The following is a 24,392-nucleotide window of genomic DNA, read 5'->3' on the forward strand; positions in this document are numbered from 1 at the left end:
TCATCTGAACAAATTAAAGTCTAAAAATGAGATTTATTTCAAATAGAGTGAGAGGTTTTCTTTCCATTATTATAGTGTTAGTGGCAGTAAAAAGTACTGCACAAGAATTAATAGAAAACATCCAAGATCAAGTAGTATATAACAGTTTTATGGATGCTGATAACCTCTATGTACAATTGAGTACCCACGATAAACCTACGATGCTTTCTATGCTGCTCCGTGGATTTTATGTGTATTTTGATGTAAAAGGGAAAAAGAAGAAGAAGGTATCTGTTTTATATCCTTCAGAAGTGACAGCAGTACCAAAAAAATCGGGTACGAGAAACGGAATTGACGAACGATTACAAGAAGAGGACCATAAAGGACCTGATATTTTGACTTTAGTCGCTGAGATGCCAAAAAAGGCAAACTACACAAACCTTGATTTTGAGGAAGAATTTCATTTAGATTTGAATAGTTTGGGAATTTCGATTCATTATACTTTAGAAAATGACCAATTACACTATAAGCTCAAGATGCCAAAACAGCTTATTTCCAATAAAGCTATCGATTTTTCAAAATTCTCCATCGGAGTGGTAACACCAAAAATGGAATCGAAAGAAAGAGAAAATAAACCTAGTATGACTGCAGGTGGTGGCCAACGGGGTAGTTCTGGTGGTGGTCAACGCGGTGGCGGCCGAGGCTCTGGAGGAAAAGGCGGACAAGGTTCTAGACCCGATACATCTTCACAACAAGATGAAAGGCCCAAAGAAATAATGCTAGATATTTGGTTTGAACCAAATGTATTAAAAAAGTAAGCCTACTTCTTTCGCACGCTCAATACATTTCATATTCGTAATTACACCTTCTATTGTAAAAGGCATTATTCCTTTAGTTTTCTATTTTTCAGAAGAAAAACCACGGCAAAGACTATTGTATTCGCAGCGGTTTAAAATTAATAAAGAGCAAGGTGTAAACAAATAATAATGCTAAATACCACGTATTAGCCATTAAATCTAAGTAATCGATACGTCCTTTTGAAAAGCTCAAAATCATTAAAACTTGGGCGCCATACGGCAATAACCCTTGAAAAATACAAGCGAAAATATCTAAAATAGACGCTGTTTTCTTGTTGTCTAAATCGTATTCGTCGTTTATGGTTTTCGCAATAGGTCCTGCAATGATAATAGACACCGTATTGTTCGCAATTGCCAGATTAATGGTACTCACCAATGCGGCAATTCCAAACTGTGCCGATTTCTTGCTTTTAATTCGTTTTTTTATGCTGACCAATATAAAATTGATTCCTCCATTTTTCGCCACCAAGGCTGCCAGTCCGCCAGTAAGTAACGACAGTAGGAAAATCTCTGTCATGTTTGTAAAACCAGTGTAGGCAATTCGCGTGGCTTCAATAAGTGTAAAATCATGATATACAATTCCTAGAAGTCCTGCCGAAATACTTCCTAAAAGTAAGGTGACAAATACATTTACACCCATGATTGAAAGTACAATGACCAACACATACGGGAGAATTTTCACCACAGAATAATTGTAAACTACAGTTTCCATTGCATCCGACTCTAAGCCCAATCCTTGAAATACTAAGATAGCAATGGTAAAAAGCGCTGCAGGAACCGCAATTTTAATATTCTGCTTAAACTTATCACTCATTTTAGTTCCTAATGACTGTGTGGCTGCGATGGTGGTATCTGAAATCACCGATAAATTATCTCCAAACATACTTCCTCCCAACAAAGCGCCACATAAAATAGCCAAATCGGCACTACTTTTATCTGCAAATCCAACCACGATAGGAGCCAAGGCAACAATGGCACCGACGGAGGTTCCTGTAGAAATCGATAAAAAGCTTGCAATACAAAAAATACCCACATAGATGTATTGAATGGCAATATAATCCAACCCGAGGTTTACAATGGCATCCACACTTCCTGTTTCATTGGTAATGGCCGCAAATGCACCCGCTAATAAATAGATAAGGCACATGGTAAGTATTTTATTATCGCCACAACCTTTTAATAAGGTTTTAATTTTAGATTTTATAGATTGTGGGAACAGTAGAAATGCGACAATAATTCCTGCAATCACTGCGATAGGAGCAGGAAGGGCATAGAAATCATTTTGATAGATTCCAGCTCCTAAAAACGTACCTACAAATACAAATAAGGGGATTAATGCTGAAAATTTTGGGGAACTCTTCTTTTTGTTTGCCATGTTCATTAGTCATTCTAAAAAGGAAAAACAACAAGCAAATAAGTAGAAATATGAGTTAACATTTGTTCCAAGTAATTGGCTTATCTATTTAGCACCTTGCTCGTTATTGCAGGTTGCTATCTCCTTTTTGAGATTCTTGATAATTATTTTAAGGCCGCAAAATTAAGGCATAAAATGATATGTAATTCTTAAAAAAAGTTAATTTCTACATAATGTTTCGTAAGGCAGTATAAGTTTCAGTAAATCATCAAGTTATGAGATTTTTTCTTTTTTTTACTTCGGAAAAGCAACAGCTTTGATTCCTGAGGCTTAAAACGGAAGAAAATGTAGTACTGATTACAGTATAGTTGACTATCAAATACCAAACGCTTCTGAAATTTTTCAGCAAAAAAATATTGAAAGGTTGTATTTGTTAAAGAGGGAAAAACCCCTTCAGAAAAAGTTTATTACCTGTAATGTACTATTTTACATTGAGTTACCTTAGCTTTTCAATGCAATAGCAATCTTAAAAGAAGTACTCATGGATTTATCAGAAGTAAGAATAGCAGTCGGTCTCAATGTGGATTTATTCCGCGGAATCATTAATTATTTATACACCAACGAAACCATTCCGCATACCATGGAACTTGGTTTGCTACAAATTAGCATCGATGAACCTATTATGGAAATAAGGGATGCCTCGACAACTCCAAGACTAGGATTACATATTACGGGTGATTATAAAAATGGAGCAGATCCTTTTGTCGGTTTTGATATTTGGGTTCGTTTGCAACCCTTTGTTCGTACTATTTCGGGAGCAACACCAGTTGCGGCACTTTCTGCTGCTGAAGTTGAAGATGCGAGTCCTGAAGGTATTGGCGATTTGGTGGGCATGTTTGCTATTGGACAATTAAACGAGATACTTCAGAATATGGACATTTCAATTTTTGATTCTTTAATCAATGGCTTGGAAGAAGCCGCTTTTGGAGAGGATGTTCCTGAACGTTCTACGTGGAGTACTAATTTTTATTTAGGAAGAACCGCTGAGATTGAATATGTGGAAGTTGGATTTCCTCGAGGGGAACCTCAAAATCCTATGGTTCGAAATAGTGAGCAGTTGGAAACCACCACAGCATTGATTGCAACCTTAGCAATGCCCGGACAATCGGCAAACTTACCCAATAATCCTTCAATTGTTCCTGCTGGTACAGGAATTCAAATTATGATTTCTAGAGCAGCTATGGACTCCGTATTAGCGTTAAACGCTCGAAAACAATTGGAAGAAAATATTGATGGAGCGACTCTTAATTTTTTGAGTATGAGTATGCACGATCTCGGAATTCAAATTGTGGGAAGTGCTGAAAAATCGAATGCGACCATTTCATGGGATGGGATATTATTGCTGTTCTTTAGAAAATTCTATACTGTAAAAGGTTCCAAACGCTGGCATGATGGGTTTACCGATGTGTTTGCGAGTGGGATTAATGTAGATGTTGACATGCCTTGGTATATTAAATTAGCGCGAGGAATCTTAGCTATTTTAGGTCCGATAGGGTGGATTTTGGACGCGAATCTAATAGCACCGAAAGTAGGGGAAGCCAATGAAGAAGCTCCAAACGTAATTAGAGGCGCTTTTAAACAAGAAGTTGGTGCAGCACTGCGGAATATGATTGGAAATGTGGGCGGTTTGTCGGGCGATGATGCTATTCCGTTTATGCAATTTAGTCAGAATTCGTGGGTATTGAACGGGCATTATACCCACAGTTTGCTTGCTTTTGCAGGGTTGAATCGTGATACAATTGCCAATATAGAACACGATGTTTTTAATTTAGAAGGCGCGTACGGGGAATCTGTAGGTATGATTGATTTGGCAAGTGGGTATAATTTGCATCCGCAAGAACTGGGAAGATTGCTTAAAAGTGACATTTTTAGAATTCCGAATGTGCATGGTGTTAAAGCCGATTTCGGATATTATGTTCGCTCCAATCCTAATGATGACACGGCCGATAATTTAGTAGATCCCGCAGAAATTCACACAGAATAAACATAAAACCAATACTTATTGGAAGATACCTCAAACGTTATACATACTGTGCCCTCTTAATAGTCGCAGTTCTATTTTGATTGTATTCAGAACTTTAAAACAACCTTAACATCGTAGCAAATGAAACGTATTCAAGCAATTTTCTTTTTAGTCGTATTTATTTCACTTCCAATGTTTTCTCAAACAGAAGGTATTAATTACAAAGCCATCGTTAAAGATGCTTCCGGAGTTGTAGTAGCGAACGCAAATGTTTCCGTAGCATTTAATATTCTAGCCAGTGTTAATCAGACGTTGGTGTATTCTGAAAACCATTCAACCACAACAGATGCCAATGGGCTTGTTAATTTAATAATTGGGCAAGGAAGTAGCAGCGATGATTTTGATACAATTGAATGGGAACGATTTGAGCATTTTCTAAATGTACAAATAGATACTGGTGCTGGCCTTGTTGATTTGGGGACTGTTCAATTTCAAGCAGTTCCATTAATGCTTTTGTTCTTGATAATGAGCCGGGTGCTAATGGCGGAATTTCAAATATGCCCTTTATTTCATTAGAAAGAGAAAGTAAAACAGATAGAACATTACCTTCAGAAGAAATTTTTAGGATTGAAGGAGTGAATACAGCAACTGATGTTTTTACATCCTTAACCACAACAGTTCCATTCGGATCGGGTCGGGATGTTATAGATACAACTAATTACATCTACTATCTGGAACTTTTTATGTGTGCCAATTGCGATTTTAGAGAAATCACCATCTTGGAGGAGTTATAAAATAGACCCTAAAGTCATCAAAAATCATGTATCTTTAAATTTCAATTTTGAAGCTAAAGTTACACTCGATTTATGAAGTTTTTTCCGTTGTTTTCTTGCCTGTTTGTTCTACTATTCGTTGCTTGCAATGAAGTAAACCCGAAAGGTGAAAAAGAAGTGCGTGCGTTTGTAATCCAATGGAACCAAGACCATACTGTAGTGAGTGCTCCCAACCTAAAGCGGGACTATATGGATGTGGTTACGTATTACGACACAGAACAAACAAGAGTCGAAGTCCTAAAAGATAAAAATAGACTGTTTCAACAGTTTCCAGACTATACACAGCGTATTTTAAACAATGAACTTGTTATTACGAAAGAGGGCGGAAGCTATTTAGTAACGTTTACCAAACAGGTTAGGTACAACGGAATTGAAGCAGATTATCCTTCTTATCTATCGGTGATGATTCGAAATGGGGAATTTAAAATACTGCGAGAAGGCCTTGCTGACACAGCTATAAACCGTGAAGCACCCATTTTTCCAAATGCGCTGGAACGAAATGCAAAGAACGCTAAAAGACAACTGTTTGGCGATTTTAACGGTGATGATCTTTCTGACTATGCGTCTGTAATGGCACCGGAAATAATTGCTACTCCAAAAACAAATACTCCAAAGAGTGAGAAAGTTACCTGCAAAGGCGAATGTAATAGCGTGATCGTGTTTAGTGCTGAAGGTGTAGCGCCTATAACCATTAAAGGAGCCTACCAATCGGAATTAGAAAACCTGAAAGACCTTAATAGCGACGGAGCCGACGAGATTGGCTTTTGGGATATAAAACCCACCACCAAGAGCCTTTATGTATTTGATGCGACAAAAGGAATCCTACTTTGCGATCCTATTGTGATAAATACCGCCGTACATAAAAACCTAAAACTGATAGACGTTTTTAAAAAATCGGGCCGCAATAAAATTACCGTCACACACAGCGCACAAGTAAATGGAAAGTGGTTGTTGCAGAGTGATGTGGTTGTGTTGGATTGAGAGTAAAGCTTAATTTTGATGGGGTTTTATTTTTTCTTTGTAATTCTAGGAGGAAGAGAAGATAAATTTAAGACCTAATATATCTAAACTGTTGGCGTATTCCAGTTGTATTGATTCTGAAATTAACCATCTGTTTACTAGCTGTATAATTTAATATTATTTCTTCTTTGGACATTTGACCGATAGTTAAAGCCCTAAATAAACATTCTCCAAGTGATACTGTACTTGTCAAATGGTTTGGAGAAACTAATGTAATTCCGGTCTAGAAAATTTTATCACATCAACCCTCCAAAAAACACGTGGCACCCTATAAACGCGATTACAGATAAAATAATACCAATTAAAAAAATATTAAACGATTTACGAAGTAACTTAAATTTACGGTCAATCGTTTTTCCTAAATGGTAGGTGTCTTTTGCAATGGTTTTATAAAGCTCGTCACCTTCATTCATTAAGTTGGTAATACTGTTTACGTATTCATCTTCTTCCATGTCGTGAAAGTTTCCATAAAACATTAAATTTTTGGTTTCTGCTTTTCCATGTACTAATTCTGGGCGGGTTGCAAAAATAGCAAACGTAATAGATGCTAGATTGGTGAATAATATCATTACTACTGGAAAAATAAGATGAGGATCTGTGTCTAACTGACTCATAACCGTTCCTATTATTAACGATAAAATTAAGGCATTGATAGAAATCAAAATATTCGATTTTGTATCTATCATTGTATTTAAGGTGTACTGGTTTTTAGACAATAACCGAAACAACGTTTCAACACCTCTTTCAGACCTTGGCGAAATTTTTGCCAGTTTCTTTTTTAATTGTTTTAAGGCGTCTTTATCAATATTTAACTCTTTCATTAAATAGGTGTCTTCTGCCTTTTCTTTGGATTTATCTCCCATAATTAGATATTTATGAATACTGTTTAGTACTCCTGTAGTGAGTACTAAACAGTATTATTTCTGTATTCTAGAAACCTATTGTATGCTTCATTAGCTGTTTTCCAACAAAGCAATTGCCTCATTAAAAAAGGCAACACCTTCAGATTTCGTTATGGTGGCTGCATTGAGCACCGCACCTTTAAAATCGGCAGCTTTCCATTCGCCTGCTTTTAATTTTGGGAATTGCGAAGGGTCTATCGTATTTCCATTTTTGTAGCCAGAAATGTATAAGTAATGTTCCTTGCAAATGGAGTCGGGAATTGCCAAACCTAATCCGATCGTAATTTCAGCATCGGGGAGTGGGCTGTAAATTCCGCTATCAAAGTGATGTGGCCAAACGCGTATCGACGCATTAAGATTGTACTGTGTATTGATTGTTTCAAGAACAGATTGCGCCAACACCCGTAGATTTTTGAGTACCTTCAATTTTCCTAGATCTTCCAATTTGAACGTAAACGCATTGTCAATGTCATACGGTAAATCGTAGTGAAATTGATAGTGATACACTTTGTTTAAAGCGGTTTTTGAAGTGTCTTGGAGCCATGTTAAAACTTCGGCATGTGTGGCACCGTCTAATTTAAACGTTTTCGTTCCTTGCTTCGATTTCCACACCAACGCAAATTTTTCATAATCCAACCCTAATTGATCCTCATTATCAGAAAGGGTATGAGTGTAAAGACTTCCATTTTCGGCGTTAAATCCTAAATTGGTATGACTATCGTCTGGCTTTTTATCTAAAAAGCTGATTCCCGCCGCCGCTAAATACTGCGCTGCTAAATGCATTTGTTTTTCCATAGTATGTTTTATTTTATTCCTGCGTAATTGATTCCTGTAAGTTGATGCATTTCGTAGTCGTAAGTAGAAAGATCCTCTTGATTAAATTTCGAGACACTATCATACCCACAAGCACGTGCTACGACTCTAATTAAATCGTTGGTTGCTTCAAAGTAATTTTTCAATTGTTTTGCTGAAGCATCTATAATCAATCGACTTCGCAACGATTCTTTTTGAGTTGCAATTCCAACAGGACAGTTGTTACTTCCACAAGCGCGCATTCCCAAACAACCAATGGCTTGTAATGCCGAATTGGATACTGCAATGGCATCTGCTCCCAACATTAAAGCTTTTGCAAAATCTTCCGCAACGCGTAACCCCCCTGTAATGATTAAAGTTACATCTGTAGCCCCCACTTTATCCATATAGGCTCTTGCTCTTGCTAATGCCGGAATGGTAGGTACATTGATATGATCTCTTAAAATGGTAGGAGCAGAGCCTGTTCCGCCGCCACGACCATCGAGAATGATATAATCGACCCCCACATCGAGTGCAAATTGAATGTCTTTTTCAATATGACTCGCTGCGATTTTAAATCCGATAGGAATTCCGCCCGTATGAGCTCTTACTTTTTCTGAAAAATCCTTGAAATCTTGAACCGTATGAAAATTTGGGTTTGCAGCGGGTGAAATTGCAGTTTCCCCTTCTTTAAGTCCGCGAACTGCAGCAATTTCAGCACTTACTTTGTTTCCTGGTAGGTGACCACCCGTTCCTGTTTTAGCACCTTGACCGCCTTTAAAATGAAAGGCTTGTACGTTGTCTAATTTATCCCATGAAAAGCCAAATTGCGCGGATGCTAATTCGTAAAAATATTTGGAATTACTCGCTTGCTCTTCGGGTAACATGCCGCCTTCACCAGAACAAATTCCGGTTCCTGCTAATTGTGCGCCTTTCGACAAAGCTATTTTTGCTTCCCGCGATAAGGCTCCAAAACTCATATCACTTACAAAAAGAGGGATGTCTAATGCTAATGGTTTCTTTGCTTTTGGTCCAATCACCACTTTTGTAGCGACTGCTTCATGATCTAATAATGGTCTAGAAGCTAATTGTGCGGGTAAAAACTGAATATCGTTCCATTTGGGAAGCGTATTCCGATCCACACCCATAGAGGCTGAAAATCCGTGGTGCCCAATGTTTTTAAGACCATTTTGTGCCAATTCTTTTATATACCCTGTGTATGGTTCTGTTTCTTCAGGATGTGTATCTGCATAGGCACCTAGATACGCATCGCGATTAAACGGCTGCGGATTATTCACTAAATAGGCGTCAATTTCAAAAGCATCAACCAATAAATTGTCGCCTTCAATTTTAGTAGAGAATTTATGAAGTACTTCTTTATTGTTGTATTCTGAAACACCTGAATCTACCCGGTAATCCCATCCGTGAACCCCGCAAATAAGATTATGCCCATCTACGTGACCGTCGGACATAAGTGCGCCTCTGTGTAAACATCTTCCGTAGAGCACAGAAATAGCATCATCAAATTTGACGATCACTAGATCTAATCCATTTACAAGTGCGTGTTCTGGTTGCTTATTTTCTAAAGTGCTTACTTGAGCGATGACGATTGGTTTTTTCATGGTTTTAGTTATTTTATTAAGTTACAATTAATAAGAGAAACCAAGTACAAAAGAGATGATTCCTCCATCGGCACTTGAATAATATCCTGCATTTAGTGTAAATGTTTCCAAACCACTAATCCAAAAAGATCCTCCAAGACTATTATGCCACTTGTTAGACGTGTCGTTTTCCAACCAAACTCGACCATAATCAAAGCCTGCTGTTACACCGTATTTAGTTGGAATAATACCACTGTTAAAATCACCTATTTGCAATCTTAAGTCAGTACTTTGAAACATTGAATAGTTACCTATAAAACGTTCTTTTCTATATCCGCGAAGGTTTTCTCCTCCTCCTAATTGTGCAGCGTGATACAATTCAAAATCATCTCCAAGAATAGCTTCTCCACCTAATTTTGTTGCAAATACTAAGCTACCACTTTTATTTAACTTATGATTAATGGCAATATGTGGTTTTATATACCCAAAAGAAGCGTCTTCATTACCGCCATCAATAACTGCCTTATATCCAAGTGTAATTCCAGCATCTAATCCCATTGTAGGATACGCAAGATCATTTTTATTTTTAAACGTATAGTTTACTTCACTACCTACATAGGTTTGCTTTTCAAAAAGGGTTGCATTTTCAGGTAAAACATTTACAAATCTATCTACAACGTTTTGAACTTCGAAAGACTCTATTAATGGTTTGAAGTAAAAAGATCCTCCATTTTTGCCTCTCCATATTAATGAAACGGCAGCATTCCATTCTCTAATACTGATTCTATTAAAATCGAGTTCTACTTCATCTTTATCATAGTTTGTTTCGTTTCCGAAGCCAAAGAAATTTTGCGCAAAATTTGGACTTGTATATTTTCCTTCTACACCAAAATTCCATTTATGAAATATATTTGAAAACTCTCCTTTATAAAACATATCATATCCAGAATTTCCTGTATAATATGCTGCACTAATACTATGTCTATAGGTAAAACCGTTTCGCTGTAATCCGAAGTAAGAAAAATTATTTAGAACTCCTAGTTTAACACCATCATCGGGATTTACACCAAATAAAGGTAGTATTTGGCTGAAATTATGTTTAACTTTTTTATGGTCGTAATTGTTTATTTCATAATCATCAACTAGCCACTTTTTAGATTTTTTATTTACAATGGTATTTTTCTTACTCTTATAATCGTAGAGTTTTACTTTTTTGGTGTTTTTAAAATCGTAAGTATCGTTTTTCTTTCCACCAACTATTCTTATTTTAATTAGATTATCTCCTTCGCCGTCTACAACAAAAGTATCTTTTCCATCCAGGCCATAAACCCAAATTTCTTTGGTAACATCATGAGAAAAAGTTCTGTTTAAAAGTCCTATATCTTTACGGTCAATTTTTATAGAAGTCTCACCATTTGGAAGACGTGTGATCGTGAATTTATCGGTCTTTTGAGTTCCAACAATAATTTTGAATTTATTTAAATACTCGTAATACGCTTTTGCTATTTTGACTAGATTAGAGCGTCTTCCTTTCAGTTTTTCTTTTATTTCATTAATAACTTCTCCTCTTATTTCTGGAGGAAAACCTTCAAAAGCTTTTTCTATATCGTCATCGATAAGATTCTCTTGGATGTATTGCGCTTGTTTTTCCCATTCTTCCCAACCTGAAGAGTTAATCAGCATTAAATCTAAATGGTATGGAGAAGAAGCTAACCATTTAACACTTCTAATTTCTTCATCGTACGACTGCATTTTCCGAAGCGCAGGAATGGAACGGGTTAAAAAAGAAATTAATAATCCATCATATTTTGAAAATGCTTGATCCCTATCTCTAGGAATAGGCGTACAATAGGCTGTTCCATCTTCATTATCAAAATATGCCCAACGCCATTGGTCTTCATGTCTGTCCCAATCTCCTAAAAGCATATCAAACAGTCTAGCTTTGATGTATGATGGTTCATCTACTACAGATTTTCCTGATTTATGAATTTCTTGTAAAATATCGGCTGTACTAAGTATTTTCTTAGGATTTCCAAAACTTTTTAAACCAACCTGTGTGCTTCCTACATGCTCTTCTATCATGTATAATTCATCACCAAAATCATCATTAAACGTACCTAACGTTTTTTGCTTCGGAATGTAATACAATACTGGATTAGTATGATTAACTCCTATGGCACTTGATAGTTTCCCAATAGCAAATGCGCCATAAGGGTTTGATGTTGTATAGAAATCTGACAAAAATTTATCTATAGTTGTATCATCAAGTGAGTTATCTATGTAGGTATCAGGAAAAAGATTTGCTTGTAAAAATTTAGTTGTGCTTTTTTTTATAGCTCGCATTACAAATTGCTTCCCATTTTTATCTTCCAATCGAAGAGATTTTGATTGTTGACCACCTCCTTTTTTTATAGGAAAAAGTCCGCCCATTAGCGTATCTAATAATACTACGGGAACATTCACATCTGTACCGTAAAAGTCTCTATAATGCTTTCCCCAAATTGTTTTATAAAAACTACTTTTAGCTACTGCTTCATTCGTATAGATTGAAGCAGATTGCGTTTTTGGAAATTCCTCTTTGAAGATATTACTAGCTTCAGTATCATTTTCGTCCCCTTTAAAAATAGTAGATTTGAAAACTTCCGTAGAAATTCTATTTTCAACAGTATAAAACTTTACCACTACGACACCCTCGTTGCTAATCTCTAACTTTGCATACCCATTTTGTGCCAAGCCAAAATCACCTTCACTACCATTCCTCACATTTTTAGTTTTTCCAACGGCACCACTAATAATCTGAGGTATGCCTTTATCTATGTATTGCAAATTTTCATCTTTCCCTGATATAAAAATGATATTACTTGCAGCTTGAGCAATCGTTTTTAATCTGTTTCTCAGTTTTCTATATTCCTTATTCTGAAAGTCGTCCGAACTAACTCCTCCAACATTACTTAACAAACCTTGTTTGGTGTTTGTTTCAATAGGATGGTGCAATGCGACTAAAATTGTTTTACCGTGGGCCTTCTTTATTCTATTTTCAAATTCTAAAAAGAATAAGGTTCTATTTTTAATTTCACTTTCATCATTTATATAACTATCCTCATCCCAATCTTCTAAAAACCATTGCGTATCTACTGTAATAAGCACTATGTTTTCAGATAAATCTTTATGTTTTATAGCTTCACCATCGTCAGGATAAAATTTTGAAGTGCTATTTTTTTGAATATATTTTTCAATAGATTGAACTCCTTTATATCCATTAATTGCCCATTCATTTTTTCCGGGGATAAAATAAGTTTCGCCAGCAAATAAAGAAAGCTTCTCTAGTTGGGGTTTAATACTTTTTTTAAAATCTTCTTTCTTATCTTTCCCATTTACTGAGTTACCCAACAACAGTAGTATTGAATTCTCCTTTTTTTCTGAATTTTTAACGATTTCATCTAATACTTCGGTATCATTTGTTGTACCTGTATTACCGATTAAGTAAATTGATGTATCATTAGTTTGCCCCAAAACAATGGAAGCGGTTAGTAAGAAAAAAAATAAAATACTCCTTTTAAGATTTTTTAAACTACTCATAATTTGTTTGATTTTGACGGAAAATATTCAGCGGTATTATACTGCTAAAAAGCACTAAAGAATAATAAGACATTGGTGTGTCTGAAGCTTTTTTGGTATTCTACATGATTGAAGCAGGAGACCAATGGTGGCTGCTACTTTTGTATATAAAAAGGCAAACCAATAATTGCTAAGGAATGACCTTTGGTATGATTATTAAATGACACAAATTTGAGAAAGTCATAACTCTTAGAGTATTCTATAATTAAATGTGAATAGTGTAGAATGTATTCATCAAATCCTACTATTATAGAGGAAATAGAATCTGTATGTCCTAAAAGTTTGGGTAATTTCATTTACTTATTGATTGATTGGTTTGAATTCTGTCGAAAACTGTTAAAGTTCCTTTCAAAATAAAAAAAAAGGCATGGAAATGTATAACGAATAATGGCCAACTCAGATTGAAAAAAGGTAGGTGAGGAGTGATATAGAATATCTGTTTTTCAAAGCATTACAAGGCATATTTTTACCTGTTTTTTAATTTATCTAGTGCAATCATGGTCTATACATTGAAAATATTTAATTATCTTTGTATACATGGTAAAGCTATTTTCCATATCATTTTCGTTTCTCATCCTTTTACAAAGTATTGGGCTAAGTTTTGCTGACATTGCTCGAATTGACGAGCTTGTGGAGCACGCACAATACCATAATGAGCAGTTCGGCGATAACATTGCTGTTTTTCTTGCAAAGCATTATGGAGAGTTAAAAGCAGAGCATCACAAAGAACATCATGAAGAAAAAGAGGACCACGAACAATTACCTTTTCAACATCAAACGAATGTTTCTTCTATGGCTTCCTTTGTACTCAATTGTGCCAAAAATGAATTTAAAACACCTGATTTTTCAGAAAGCAGAACGCATAATTTTTTCTACCAAGAACCTTCATCATCACTTCATCTTAAAGGTTTATTTCAGCCGCCACGGCAATCATAAAATAATCGGTTAAAATATTTAGTACTCTTTCACTATCGTGAATTGAGGCTGTTAACATTTATTATTTTATGAAAAATGCTATCATATATTATCAATTTTAGTTTAAAAAACAAGCTCATTGTTTTTTTATTCACGGCCTTTGTTATAGGAATGGGGCTGTATTCATTAACACAAATTCCTATCGGCGCTGTACCCGATGTTACTAACAATCAGGTGCAAGTAATTACCACATCGCGCAATCTCTCAACGCAGGACATGGAGCAATTTATAACCTATCCTGTAGAGCTAGAGATGTCAAACCTGCCTGGTGTTCAGGAAATTCGGTCTATTTCAAAATTTGGCTTATCGGTAGTCACTATCGTCTTTGATGATGATATGGGAACTTATCTTCCTCGTCAGCTTATTGCTGAAAAAATTAAATCGGCTTCCGAAAAAATTCCTGAAGGGTTTGGAACACCAGAAATGGGACCTATTACAACGGGTTTAGGAGAGATTTACCAATATATTTTGGATGTAACGCCAGAATTTAAAGACAACTACGATGCAGGAGATTTAAGAACTATTCAAGACTGGGTGGTAAAACGGCAACTCTCGGGTATTCCCGGAGTAGTTGAAGTAAATACTTGGGGTGGATTCTTAAAACAATATGAAGTAGCCATTGACACCGATAAATTAAACGCAATGAATATCACGGCTAGCGATATTTTTACTGCGTTAGAAATGAATAATAGCATTTCTGGAGGTGGTTATATTGAGAAAGTTAATCAGGCGTTTTTTATACGAGGGGAAGGACTTATTACTTCTTTTGAAGATATCAATAACATTGTTGTGAAAAACGATAATGGGCTGCCTATCTATATAAAAGATGTCGCGACTGTTGGCTTCGGAAGTGCTACGCGTTTTGGAGCCATCACGGGGAATGGTGAAGGAGAGAAAGTACTCGGGCAAGTCATGATGCTGAAAGATGCCAACTCTAAAAAAGTAATTGATGCTGTAAAAGAACGTGTTGAGCTAATTTCTGAGTCTTTACCTGAAGGTGTTTACATCAACGCCTTTTTAGATAGAAGTGAACTCATCGCAAAAACGACGTTTACCGTTTCTGAAAACCTGATTTTAGGGTTCTTGATTGTCATTTTCGTAGTGGTGCTGCTTTTAGGAAACTTACGTTCTGGACTCATCGTAGCTTCCGTGATTCCATTGTGTTTACTTTTTGCCTTATCGTTGATGTACATTTTTGGGGTGGATGCCAATTTAATGAGTCTTGGTGCGATTGACTTTGGGATCATAATTGATGGTGCCGTAATTATAGTAGAATTTATAGCCTTTCAGATTACACAAAAAGCAGATGAGATTAGCGCATTCGCCAAAGCAGATCAGCAATCTTTCAAGGATAAAATCACCTTTACGGGAGCTTCAAAAATGATGAATTCTGCCATTTTCGGACAACTCATTATATTAATCGTATTTATCCCAATTTTATCATTATCAGGGGTAGAAGGTAAAATGTTTAAGCCTATGGCATTGACCTTCAGTTTTGCTTTGATAGGCGCCATGATCTTCTGCTTTACGTATGTTCCCGTTGCGGCTTCACTTTTCTTAAAACCATCGAAACCTTCAAGCAGAAATATATCGGTTCGTTTGATAAAATGGCTAAATAAAATGTACGCCCCCGTAATACATTGGGCGTTGATGAGCAAAAGAGTGGTGCTTATCATTGCAGGTTTATTATTAGCTGTTTCTATCTATTTATTTGCAACCATGGGAGGCGAATTTGTCCCTACACTTGATGAAGGTGATTTTGTAATTCAGCCAGTCTTAAAAACAGGAACATCTTTAAGTAACACGGTCAAAATTACTACGGAAATAGAACAAATATTACTCAGAGAGTTTCCAGAAGTGAAACAAGTAGTCACTCGTATTGGTGCTGCCGAAGTACCTACCGATCCTATGTCTATGGAAGAAAGTGACGTTATTATCGTGTTAAAGCCAAAAAGCGAATGGACTTCTGCTACTTCCAAAGATGAATTGGCCGATAAGTTTAAAGAAGCACTGTCAATTATACCGGGTATGGAAGTAGAATTTACACAACCCATCGAAATGCGCTTTAATGAATTAATTACAGGTGTACGCGCAGATATTGCCATTAAAATTTTTGGAGACAATCTCGATATTTTGGCGAAGAAAGGAAGTGAGATAGGGGCTTTAATTAAAGACGTACCTGGAGCAGCAGATATTTCAGTAGAGAAAATTGCTGGTTTGCCAGAAATGAATGTAAAATTTAATAGAATGAAAATTGCACGATATGGTCTTAACATTCAAGATGTGAATGATATGGTGGCCATGGGATTTGCGGGAAAAACTTCTGGAAGTGTATTTGAAGGGGAAAAACGTTTTGATTTGGTTGTTCGATTGGACAAAGAAAAGCGACAAGACATTGATAACCTAAAAAATCTATACATCGATTTACCGAATGGAGGAAAAATACCATTGAGTGAGCTGGCGGAAATCACCTATCAAAAAGGAGCTGCCAAAATTTCTCGTGATGATACACGACGTAGAATTGTAGTAGGTATAAACGTGCGTAATCGTGATTTACAGTCTGTAGTGGACGATGTTCAAGAACTAATTAATACGAACGTAAAACTGCCTGTAGGATACACCATTACTTATGGCGGACAGTTTGAAAACCTCGAAAGTGCAAAAGCACGATTATTGGTTGCGGTTCCTGTTGCATTGGTATTAATCTTCATCTTATTGTATTTCGCATTCAATTCGGTTAAGGAGGCATTGATCATTTATTCAGCGATTCCACTTGCAGCCGTTGGTGGCGTGCTTTTATTGTGGCTACGTGATTTGCCATTTAGTATTTCCGCAGGCGTTGGATTTATAGCGTTGTTTGGAATTGCTGTCTTAAACGGAATTGTATTAATTGAGCATTTCAAGGAACTTAAAAAAGAGGGCAAATTTGATGATATTAATGAGCTTATTAAGCAAGGAACAAAAGACAGGTTACGAGCTGTATTGTTAACTGCAATGGCAGCAGCACTTGGTTTCCTTCCGATGGCTATATCGACCAATGCTGGGGCTGAAGTTCAGCGTCCGTTAGCAACAGTAGTGATTGGAGGCTTGATTACTGCGACTTTGTTAACATTAATCGTGCTACCCGTATTATATGCCTATTTCAATAGTCCGAAGAAAGAAAAAAATAGCACGGGTAGTAAGAAGATAGCGAGTATGAGTGTGTTACTCCTGCTGTTTTCAATGAGTGCACATGCACAGGAGAAACCATTGAATCTTTCTGAATTAATTCCCTTAGCAATTGAAAATAATGCTGGACTCAGCGGTAACCGATTAAAAGTGGATCAATCGAATGCCCTTGTGAATAGTGCTTTTAGTTTTGATAAAACGCAAGTGTATTATGAGTTTGATGAAAACAATTTGGCAACTAATAACGAGCCATTACGTGTATTCGGAATTCAACAGGATTTTCGATTTCCAACGGTGTATTTTTCAGAAAAAAAACTAAATAAAGCGAACGTTGCCGTTGTTTCTAGTAGCTATGAAATTCAGAAGAAAACAATAGAACGCAAAGTAACTAATGCCTACTATAACTATCAGATAGCGAAAGAAAAACAGCGAGTTTTAAAGACGTTGGATAGTTTGTACTCAAGTTTTGCAACAATTGCTGCTAGACGTTTTGAATTAGGGGAAACCAATTATTTAGAGAAGATTACTGCTGCTTCAAAACAAAAACAAATCAATTTAAAATATCTTGAGGCTCAACAAAATGTTGCAATCGCTTATGGCGGTTTGGTAAAAGTTGTTCAGCCAAAAGATTCGTTGGTAGTTGCGAAAGAATTTGTATTAAAAACACCTCTAAATTCAATGGAGGCAAGAACAAGTGCGGAATTGGATTATTATCAAAATAGAGTTTCGCTATTTCAAGCACAACGTAGTTTTGAGAAGCAACAACTCTTACCAGACATCAGTTTCAATTATTTTCAAGGTACTAATTCAGGTCTAAACAATAGTTTGTATGGGTATCAAGTGGGGATAAAGATTCCGCTCTTATTTGGTGGACATTCGTCAAGAATTAAAGCCACAGGTATTGCAGAACAAATTGCTGTAGAAGAATCTAAGGAGTATTCGATTCAACTAAACGCAAAATTTAATGCGCTCAACACACAATTGAATCAATTAAGAACGGCACTTCTGTATTATGAAGAGGAAGGCACTGCATTATCAGACGAGATTTTAAAAACGGCCAACGGAAGTTTCAGAAATGGAGAAATAGATTTTTACCAATACATACAGAGTTTGGAAAGTGCCTATGAGGTTAAAATAGCCTATCTGGACACATTAAATGAATACAATAACATTGTCATTGACATCAATTACTTAACCCTATAAATTAAGCATTATGCAACGTATTATATATAAAATAGCAATTTTAAGTGCGGTGATAGCACTCTTTAGCTGCGGAAACAAGGAAGTTAATACTAAACAGGCTGACCATGAAAATGAAGCCTCGATAGACGAACGGATTTTCGTTTCAAAAGCACAGTTTGAACACAGTAAGATGACTTTAGGAACCCTAGAAGAAAAATCATTTCCTATCACCGTTACAACTACGGGAATGATTGATGTTCCGCCAGAAAATAGAGCAGTTGTAAATGCAACCATGGGTGGCTACATTAAAACAACATCTTTGTTAATAGGGGATAAGGTGCGTAAAGGACAACCACTTGTTACGATTGAAAACACCGATTTTGTGGCTATTCAGCAAGAATACATGGAAATACATGAACAGCTTACCTACTTGAAATCTGAATTTGAACGTCAGAAAACAATGAGAGCAGAGAATATTACTTCACAAAAAAGTTTTCTTCAAGCTGAAAGCGCCTATAAAACAGCTCTGGCTCGTTACAATGGACTTCGGAAACAATTACAGCTACTTAACATTTCGCCAACTAGCGTTGAAACTGGTACTATAAGTTCCGTTGTTACCATTTATTCACCCATAGCAGGAAGTATTACCAAGATGAATGTAACGCGAGGGACTTATGTTTCGCCAGCAACTGCCATTTTAGAAATTATTAATAATGATCATATTCATTTAGAATTATCGGTATTTGAAAAGGACGTCATGAAATTGAAAAAAGGACAAGTAATCAATTTCAAAATCCCTGAATCTTCAACAGAAATCTATAAAGCTGAAGTTCATTTATTAGGAACTGCCATTGAAGAAAACAGAACCATTAAAGTACACGGACATATAGAGAATGAATCTGAAGCAAATTTTTTAACAGGAATGTTTGTAGAAGCAGAGATTGTAACGGAATCCGAAGATGCGAAAGCCTTGCCAGAAACTGCAATCATAGCTTTTGAAGATTCGAATGTAGTATTAAAATTAGTTGAGTCGACTCCTGATGGATACTATTTTGAGCAAGTTGCGATCAATGTGGGAAGTAGCTATGATGGATATACCGCATTAACCTCATTAGAGAATCTATTGGCCACAGATACCGTTTTAAGCAACGGGGCGTTTAACCTTGTCGCAGATGAATAAAAGTTTGTATAAGTTTATAATAAGTACGTATTGCTTGTTTAGTAATTTATGTCAACTGCACTGGATATTAAAAACAAAAATCATGTCTAAGAATAGTCGATGAAAAAAAAGATAGTATCTAATTATAAATACAATGGAAATATTACAATTCTCACCTAGTGTATTTTTTATATTTTTGTTTTTTCACAAGTTCCATTTATAAACTAAATATACAAGGTAATAGATTGATTAATCAGAAATCTATAGCAATTTTACCATTTGTCAACATAAGTAATGATATTGACAATGATTATTTTTGTGATGGAATTTCAGAAGAAATAATCAATGCTTTAACCAAAGTAAAAGGGTTAAAAGTTACTGCTCGAACTTCTTCATTTGCTTTTAAAAATAAAAATATAGATGTCCGACATATTGGAAATACATTAGGAGTAGCAACAGTTTTAGAAGGAAGCATCCGTATTTATGAAAAGCGAATCCGTATCAATGTTCAATTAATTAGAACAAGCGACGGATTTCATACGTGGTCTCAAAATTTTGATAGAAATTTAAATGACATTTTTGAATTACAAGATGAAATAAGTCTCATTATAGCAGAACAAATTCGTGAGAATTTTGGGCATTTAAACATTTCAGAAAATATTTCTGCTATTGGTACAAATAATCTAGAAGCTTATAAGCTGTATCTAAAGGGAAGGTCGTATCAACTCAATTGGGATCTAGAAGATTACAATAGAGCAATCGAATGTTATCAAAAAAGTTTGGTTTTAGACCCCAACTTTTACGAAGCTTATTTTACAATTAGTAGATCGTATGGGATTCTTGCCAGCTGGGGAGTTATAGATCAAGAAACAGGATTAACAAAAGCGAAGCGTTATTTAGAGCGGGGATTACATATTAATCCATTATCCTATTTGGGGCATTTTTCAAGGGCGTCTATAATTTTTTGGAATAATTGGGATTATGCCAACAGTATTCGCTATTTGAAAAAGGTGCTAAATATAAATTCTAGTTTTGCCATTGCCTACGAAGGAATCGCCGAAGTATATATGGCTACGAATCAACTGGATGAAGCATTGATAAACATTGATAGAGCCTTAGAAATAAGTCCCTTATCTCCCAATCATTACTTTACCAAAGGAAATATATATTTTTTAAAAAAAGATTTCGACGAAGCCATTTTTTATTTGGATGAATGTTTAAAAATTGATCCTAATTTTTCCTTGGCAATAGAAACAAAATTAGCCTGTTATATGTTTTTGAATGATAGAGTTGCATTTAAAAAATACATCGCTACCATGCCTCAATTAATAAGCTCAGAGCTATGTGAACTATTATTCGAATTGATGCATACTAAAACTTCATCTTTAGATTTAAAGCATGAATCTATTACCTTAAATATTGAAGAAAGCTTTAAGGCAGTCTATCCATGGCATTTTTATTTTCTTATATATTCGGGTGATATAGACAAAGCTTTATTAATTTTTAAAGAAAAAATCAATTTAAAAATTGGACAATTAGTAAATTTTAAATTGGATCCATTTTTAGAACCGCTACGAAGTCATAAAATCTATCAAGATATAGAGCGAAGCTTTTTATCAAAACATGACACAAAAACAGTTCGCCAAAAAAAGCAGGTATTAAAATCAACAGTACAACCGGTGTCGGCTAATCAAGTACCCATGTATATTGAACAGCTAAAGAAAAGGATTCAAGAAGAAAAGCTATATCAAAATCCGAACTTTTCATTGAAACAATTAAGTACCGTCATCAATTTACACCCTAATAAATTATCTTGGTTGTTAAACGAACACCTTCAACTTAATTTCAATGAATTTATCAATAAGTATCGTCTAGAGCACTTTAAAAAAGAGGTACTTAAATCTTCAAATTCACATTTAACTTTACTTGGTGTAGCATACGATAGCGGTTTTAATTCTAAAACTGTTTTCAATACATTCTTCAAAAAAGAAACAGGTGTAGCACCTAGACAATGGGTTAAATCTCAACAATAACTTCATTTTAGAATAATAAGAACGTTCTGAATTCCACTTAAAAGGTTCCAAATCATAATGTCGAACGATGCGTGTGATGTTAGTTAGCATTTTTGCAACGTAATAATTAACAACCAATAAAACGACAATTATGAAATCACTATTTAAACCTATCATGCTTATTGCTACGGTCATGATTTTAACTGTAGTCACTTCCTGCTCGAATGATGACGATTCAGGAACAACACTACCACCTCCAAATGAAATTGTTACAGAAGAGGACTTAGCCGCTTATTTATCAAATTTGGTAACTGCGGAAGAAATTCCAGGATTTTCAGTGAGCGTAGCTGCTAGAAATCAACTGCTTTTTCAACAGTCATTTGGGTATGCCAATATCGAAGAGCAAACACCTTATAGCAATACAACTGTGAATAGCATTGCTTCAATTAGCAAAACCTTTATAGCAGCTGCAACGGTGAAAGCTATTTCGCAGGGATACTTCACGTTGGATACCAATATCAAAGATTTGCTTCCAATTGAAATTACAAATCCTAAGCGACCTGAACATGACATAAAAATAAAACATCTAGTCACTCACACTTCAGGAATTGTAGACGTAATTGAAACCTACGTGGCAACTAACTATTACATACTCCCTAATGAAGATATACATACTTCAGTAGCAGAAATAATGATAAATGAATTAGGAATACAACAACGTGAACCTGTTACATTAGAGGCCTATTTAGCTGCATTTTTTGAAGAAGATGGAGAATTCTACAGTTTGGATACTTTTCTGGATGCCGCACCGGGAGAACAATGGCAATACTCTAATATAGGCGCTTCTTTAATGAGTTTTATTATTGAACATGTTACAGGGCAATCTTTTGATGACTATGTAATGGAACACATTCTAAATCCATTGCAAATGACACATTCTACCTATAACCTCTACGATGTGAACTTGTCGAATATGGCTACTCAATACTTAGATGCATCACGACCATTTCCGAGATATGGAAATCACAGTTATGCCGAAGGTAGTATGTACACCACTAATAATGATCTTGGAAACTATCTTTTAGAAATGATGAGAGGAAAAAGAGGAGAAAATGCTTCTTTATTTTCGACAGAATATTTCGATCTATTATTTCAGGAGCGACTGGATACCGGTATGATTCCTATAGAGTTTGCTGAAAATCAAGGGATTTTTTGGTTCACGAACAATGAATCTCTACTTCACGCAGGTAATAGTTTAGGAGTATCATCAGATCTTCAGATAAAAAAAGACGGCAGTTCAGGGTATATCATTGTAACAAATATGGACGGAACCTTTAATCAAAATTATCCCAAATGGGAGAGAACGAAACAATTAATCGCAGATGCAATTCATCAATTTATAAGTAATAATTAAATCAAAATCAAATACGAACAGTTAAAACAATGAATCATGAAAAAAATGAAAAAACAACTTCCATTACTAGTACTACTCTTTGTTACCCTAATAACGGTAGCCCAAACTGAAACAAATGAAAGGAAAGGTTTCTTATTCGAAATCGGAATAGGCGGCGGAATTGTAAGTATAGAAGATAGTGAAGGGATTCAAACTTTCGATGACGTAGAAGGGGCTTTTACGTTTCCAGAAGCAAAAATTGGATATATGCTCAATAATAATTTAGCAATAACCGCAGCCTTGCCAGGCACTATTTATGAATTTCAAGGAAATGACAGGCATTTCGGTGGTTTTATTCCCTCACTTCAATATTGGGTGAAAGATAGATGGTGGATTCACGGCGGAATAGGTCTTGCGATAGACGGACCAGCATTGTATGATATTAATGATGCTAATGAAGATTGGAATTTTGGATGTGCAGTAATGGCTAGCACGGGGTATGAAATTTATAAGAAAAATAACTTTGCGATGAATCTACAATCAAAAGTGGTCTTAGGGCGTGCTTTTCTAGAAAATGATGTTGATAGAGACGCTGTTTCATTTAGTCTAGGAGTAGGTCTAAGCTGGCTTTAATTTTTCAAAATGAAAAAACAGCATAAACAAACCGTTTTACTAGCCGGCGCTACAGGTTATTTGGGAAGCTATATTGCAGAAGCTTTATCTCAAGACCAGATCGCTTGTAAGCTTATCGCTAGAACGCCTAGTAAACTTAAAGAGCTGGAAAGTAAAACGGTTAAAATTATTAGCGCTCAGGTCACAAACCCTAATTCATTGAAAGGGATTTGTGAAGGGGTAACAACGGTAATTTCTACTATTGGAATTACGCGGCAAAAAGATGGTTTAACCTATATGGATGTAGATTATCAGGCCAATATGAATCTACTAAATGAAGCAAAAAAAGCAGGGGTTAGAAAGTTTATTTATGTTTCCGCAATCAATGGAACAAAGTATAGACACTTAAAGATATTTGAAGCGAAAGAGAAGTTTGTAGATGCACTTAAATTATCTGGTTTAACGTATACCGTAATACGTCCGAACGGTTTTTTTTCAGACATGAAGGATTTTTTACAGATGGCAAAAAGGGGGAGGGTGTATCTCTTCGGAAAAGGGGATCAAAAATTTAATCCTATTCACGGTGAAGATTTGGCAACTCTATGCGTACAATCAATCTTTCAACAAAAGAGTGAAATAGTTGTGGGAGGTCCCGATATACTCACCTTAAAAGAGATAAGTGAAATGGCTTTAGATGCATACCAGAAACCGATAAAAATAACGCATCTACCCGATTTTTTACGAAAAATTTTGATTTGGTCTCTACGGAATTTTACATCATCGAAAACCTATGGTCCTATTGAATTTTTTCTAACCCTTATGGCTGAAGATAATATAGCACCGAGATATGGATCTAAAAGACTCAGTCATTTTTTTGAAGTATGTGTACAAACGAATACTAAAAAATAATCT

The 24,392-nt window shown here is 35.6% G+C and carries 17 protein-coding genes and 1 riboswitch; of the genes, 12 read left to right on the plus strand and 5 right to left on the minus strand.

Annotation, left to right across the window (positions count from 1 at the left end):
* The first annotated feature begins 26 nt into the window (after positions 1-26).
* Entirely contained in the window at positions 27-797 is a 771-nt protein-coding gene (locus BLQ00_RS09015; protein WP_093143363.1) for a hypothetical protein, read from the plus strand.
* Positions 798-909: 112 nt separating this feature from the next.
* On the opposite strand, the gene BLQ00_RS09020 is transcribed toward BLQ00_RS09015, so the two are convergent.
* On the minus strand, positions 910-2,211 hold the full coding sequence (locus BLQ00_RS09020) for a Na+/H+ antiporter NhaC family protein (protein ID WP_093143955.1): 1,302 nt from the start codon (positions 2,209-2,211) through the stop codon (positions 910-912).
* 51 nt (positions 2,212-2,262) lie between these two features.
* Positions 2,263-2,359: riboswitch (SAM-I-IV-variant riboswitch) on the minus strand.
* 372 nt (positions 2,360-2,731) lie between these two features.
* Between BLQ00_RS09020 and BLQ00_RS09025 the strand changes: the two genes are divergently transcribed.
* The 4 genes from BLQ00_RS09025 (at position 2,732) to BLQ00_RS09040 (ending at position 6,027) form a co-directional block, all read left to right on the plus strand.
* A complete protein-coding gene (locus BLQ00_RS09025; RefSeq protein WP_093143366.1) occupies positions 2,732-4,234 on the plus strand; it encodes a hypothetical protein in 1,503 nt (500 codons plus the stop codon).
* Between the two features lie 120 nt (positions 4,235-4,354).
* Positions 4,355-4,789 carry a hypothetical protein gene (locus BLQ00_RS09030; RefSeq protein ID WP_093143368.1) on the plus strand — a complete coding sequence of 145 codons (435 nt, stop codon included), beginning with the start codon at positions 4,355-4,357 and terminating at the stop codon, positions 4,787-4,789.
* Positions 4,771-5,007 (plus strand): hypothetical protein, encoded by a 237-nt coding sequence (locus tag BLQ00_RS09035; protein WP_093143371.1) that lies wholly within the window; start codon positions 4,771-4,773, stop codon positions 5,005-5,007. The genes BLQ00_RS09030 and BLQ00_RS09035 overlap by 19 nt, the downstream gene beginning before the upstream one ends.
* A gap of 72 nt (positions 5,008-5,079) precedes the next feature.
* Positions 5,080-6,027 carry a hypothetical protein gene (locus BLQ00_RS09040; protein WP_093143373.1) on the plus strand — a complete coding sequence of 316 codons (948 nt, stop codon included), beginning with the start codon at positions 5,080-5,082 and terminating at the stop codon, positions 6,025-6,027.
* A gap of 275 nt (positions 6,028-6,302) precedes the next feature.
* Here BLQ00_RS09040 and BLQ00_RS09045 read toward each other — a convergent pair whose 3' ends face one another.
* The 4 genes from BLQ00_RS09045 to BLQ00_RS09060 all read right to left on the minus strand — a co-directional run bounded on the left by BLQ00_RS09045 (position 6,303) and on the right by BLQ00_RS09060 (position 12,940).
* Positions 6,303-6,929, minus strand: a complete 627-nt coding sequence (locus BLQ00_RS09045; RefSeq protein WP_093143376.1) for a Pycsar system effector family protein — start codon at positions 6,927-6,929, stop codon at positions 6,303-6,305.
* A gap of 90 nt (positions 6,930-7,019) precedes the next feature.
* Positions 7,020-7,763, minus strand: a complete 744-nt coding sequence (locus BLQ00_RS09050; protein WP_093143378.1) for a hypothetical protein — start codon at positions 7,761-7,763, stop codon at positions 7,020-7,022.
* A gap of 8 nt (positions 7,764-7,771) precedes the next feature.
* On the minus strand, positions 7,772-9,382 hold the full coding sequence (locus BLQ00_RS09055) for a glutamate synthase-related protein (RefSeq protein WP_093143381.1): 1,611 nt from the start codon (positions 9,380-9,382) through the stop codon (positions 7,772-7,774).
* Between the two features lie 27 nt (positions 9,383-9,409).
* Complete coding sequence (locus BLQ00_RS09060; protein WP_093143383.1) at positions 9,410-12,940, minus strand: bifunctional metallophosphoesterase/BamA family protein; 3,531 nt, start codon at positions 12,938-12,940, stop codon at positions 9,410-9,412.
* A 576-nt stretch (positions 12,941-13,516) separates the two neighbouring features.
* Between BLQ00_RS09060 and BLQ00_RS09065 the strand changes: the two genes are divergently transcribed.
* The 7 genes from BLQ00_RS09065 to BLQ00_RS09095 all read left to right on the plus strand — a co-directional run bounded on the left by BLQ00_RS09065 (position 13,517) and on the right by BLQ00_RS09095 (position 24,389).
* Positions 13,517-13,915, plus strand: coding sequence for a hypothetical protein (locus tag BLQ00_RS09065; RefSeq protein WP_093143386.1), 399 nt, complete (start codon positions 13,517-13,519; stop codon positions 13,913-13,915).
* A gap of 75 nt (positions 13,916-13,990) precedes the next feature.
* Entirely contained in the window at positions 13,991-18,325 is a 4,335-nt protein-coding gene (locus BLQ00_RS09070; RefSeq protein WP_093143388.1) for a CusA/CzcA family heavy metal efflux RND transporter, read from the plus strand.
* Positions 18,326-18,335: 10 nt separating this feature from the next.
* Positions 18,336-19,484 carry an efflux RND transporter periplasmic adaptor subunit gene (locus BLQ00_RS09075; protein WP_093143391.1) on the plus strand — a complete coding sequence of 383 codons (1,149 nt, stop codon included), beginning with the start codon at positions 18,336-18,338 and terminating at the stop codon, positions 19,482-19,484.
* 224 nt (positions 19,485-19,708) lie between these two features.
* Positions 19,709-21,496 carry a tetratricopeptide repeat protein gene (locus BLQ00_RS09080; protein ID WP_093143394.1) on the plus strand — a complete coding sequence of 596 codons (1,788 nt, stop codon included), beginning with the start codon at positions 19,709-19,711 and terminating at the stop codon, positions 21,494-21,496.
* Positions 21,497-21,626: 130 nt separating this feature from the next.
* Positions 21,627-22,889 (plus strand): serine hydrolase domain-containing protein, encoded by a 1,263-nt coding sequence (locus BLQ00_RS09085; protein ID WP_093143396.1) that lies wholly within the window; start codon positions 21,627-21,629, stop codon positions 22,887-22,889.
* A gap of 36 nt (positions 22,890-22,925) precedes the next feature.
* Positions 22,926-23,501 (plus strand): hypothetical protein, encoded by a 576-nt coding sequence (locus BLQ00_RS09090; RefSeq protein ID WP_093143399.1) that lies wholly within the window; start codon positions 22,926-22,928, stop codon positions 23,499-23,501.
* Positions 23,502-23,510: 9 nt separating this feature from the next.
* The gene (locus BLQ00_RS09095; RefSeq protein ID WP_093143401.1) at positions 23,511-24,389 is read left to right on the plus strand and encodes an SDR family oxidoreductase; all 879 of its coding nucleotides are present in this window, start codon (positions 23,511-23,513) and stop codon (positions 24,387-24,389) included.
* Positions 24,390-24,392: the final 3 nt, after the last annotated feature.

Origin of the sequence: Ulvibacter litoralis (genome assembly GCF_900102055.1) — a bacterium.
GTDB classification, from domain to species: domain Bacteria; phylum Bacteroidota; class Bacteroidia; order Flavobacteriales; family Flavobacteriaceae; genus Ulvibacter; species Ulvibacter litoralis.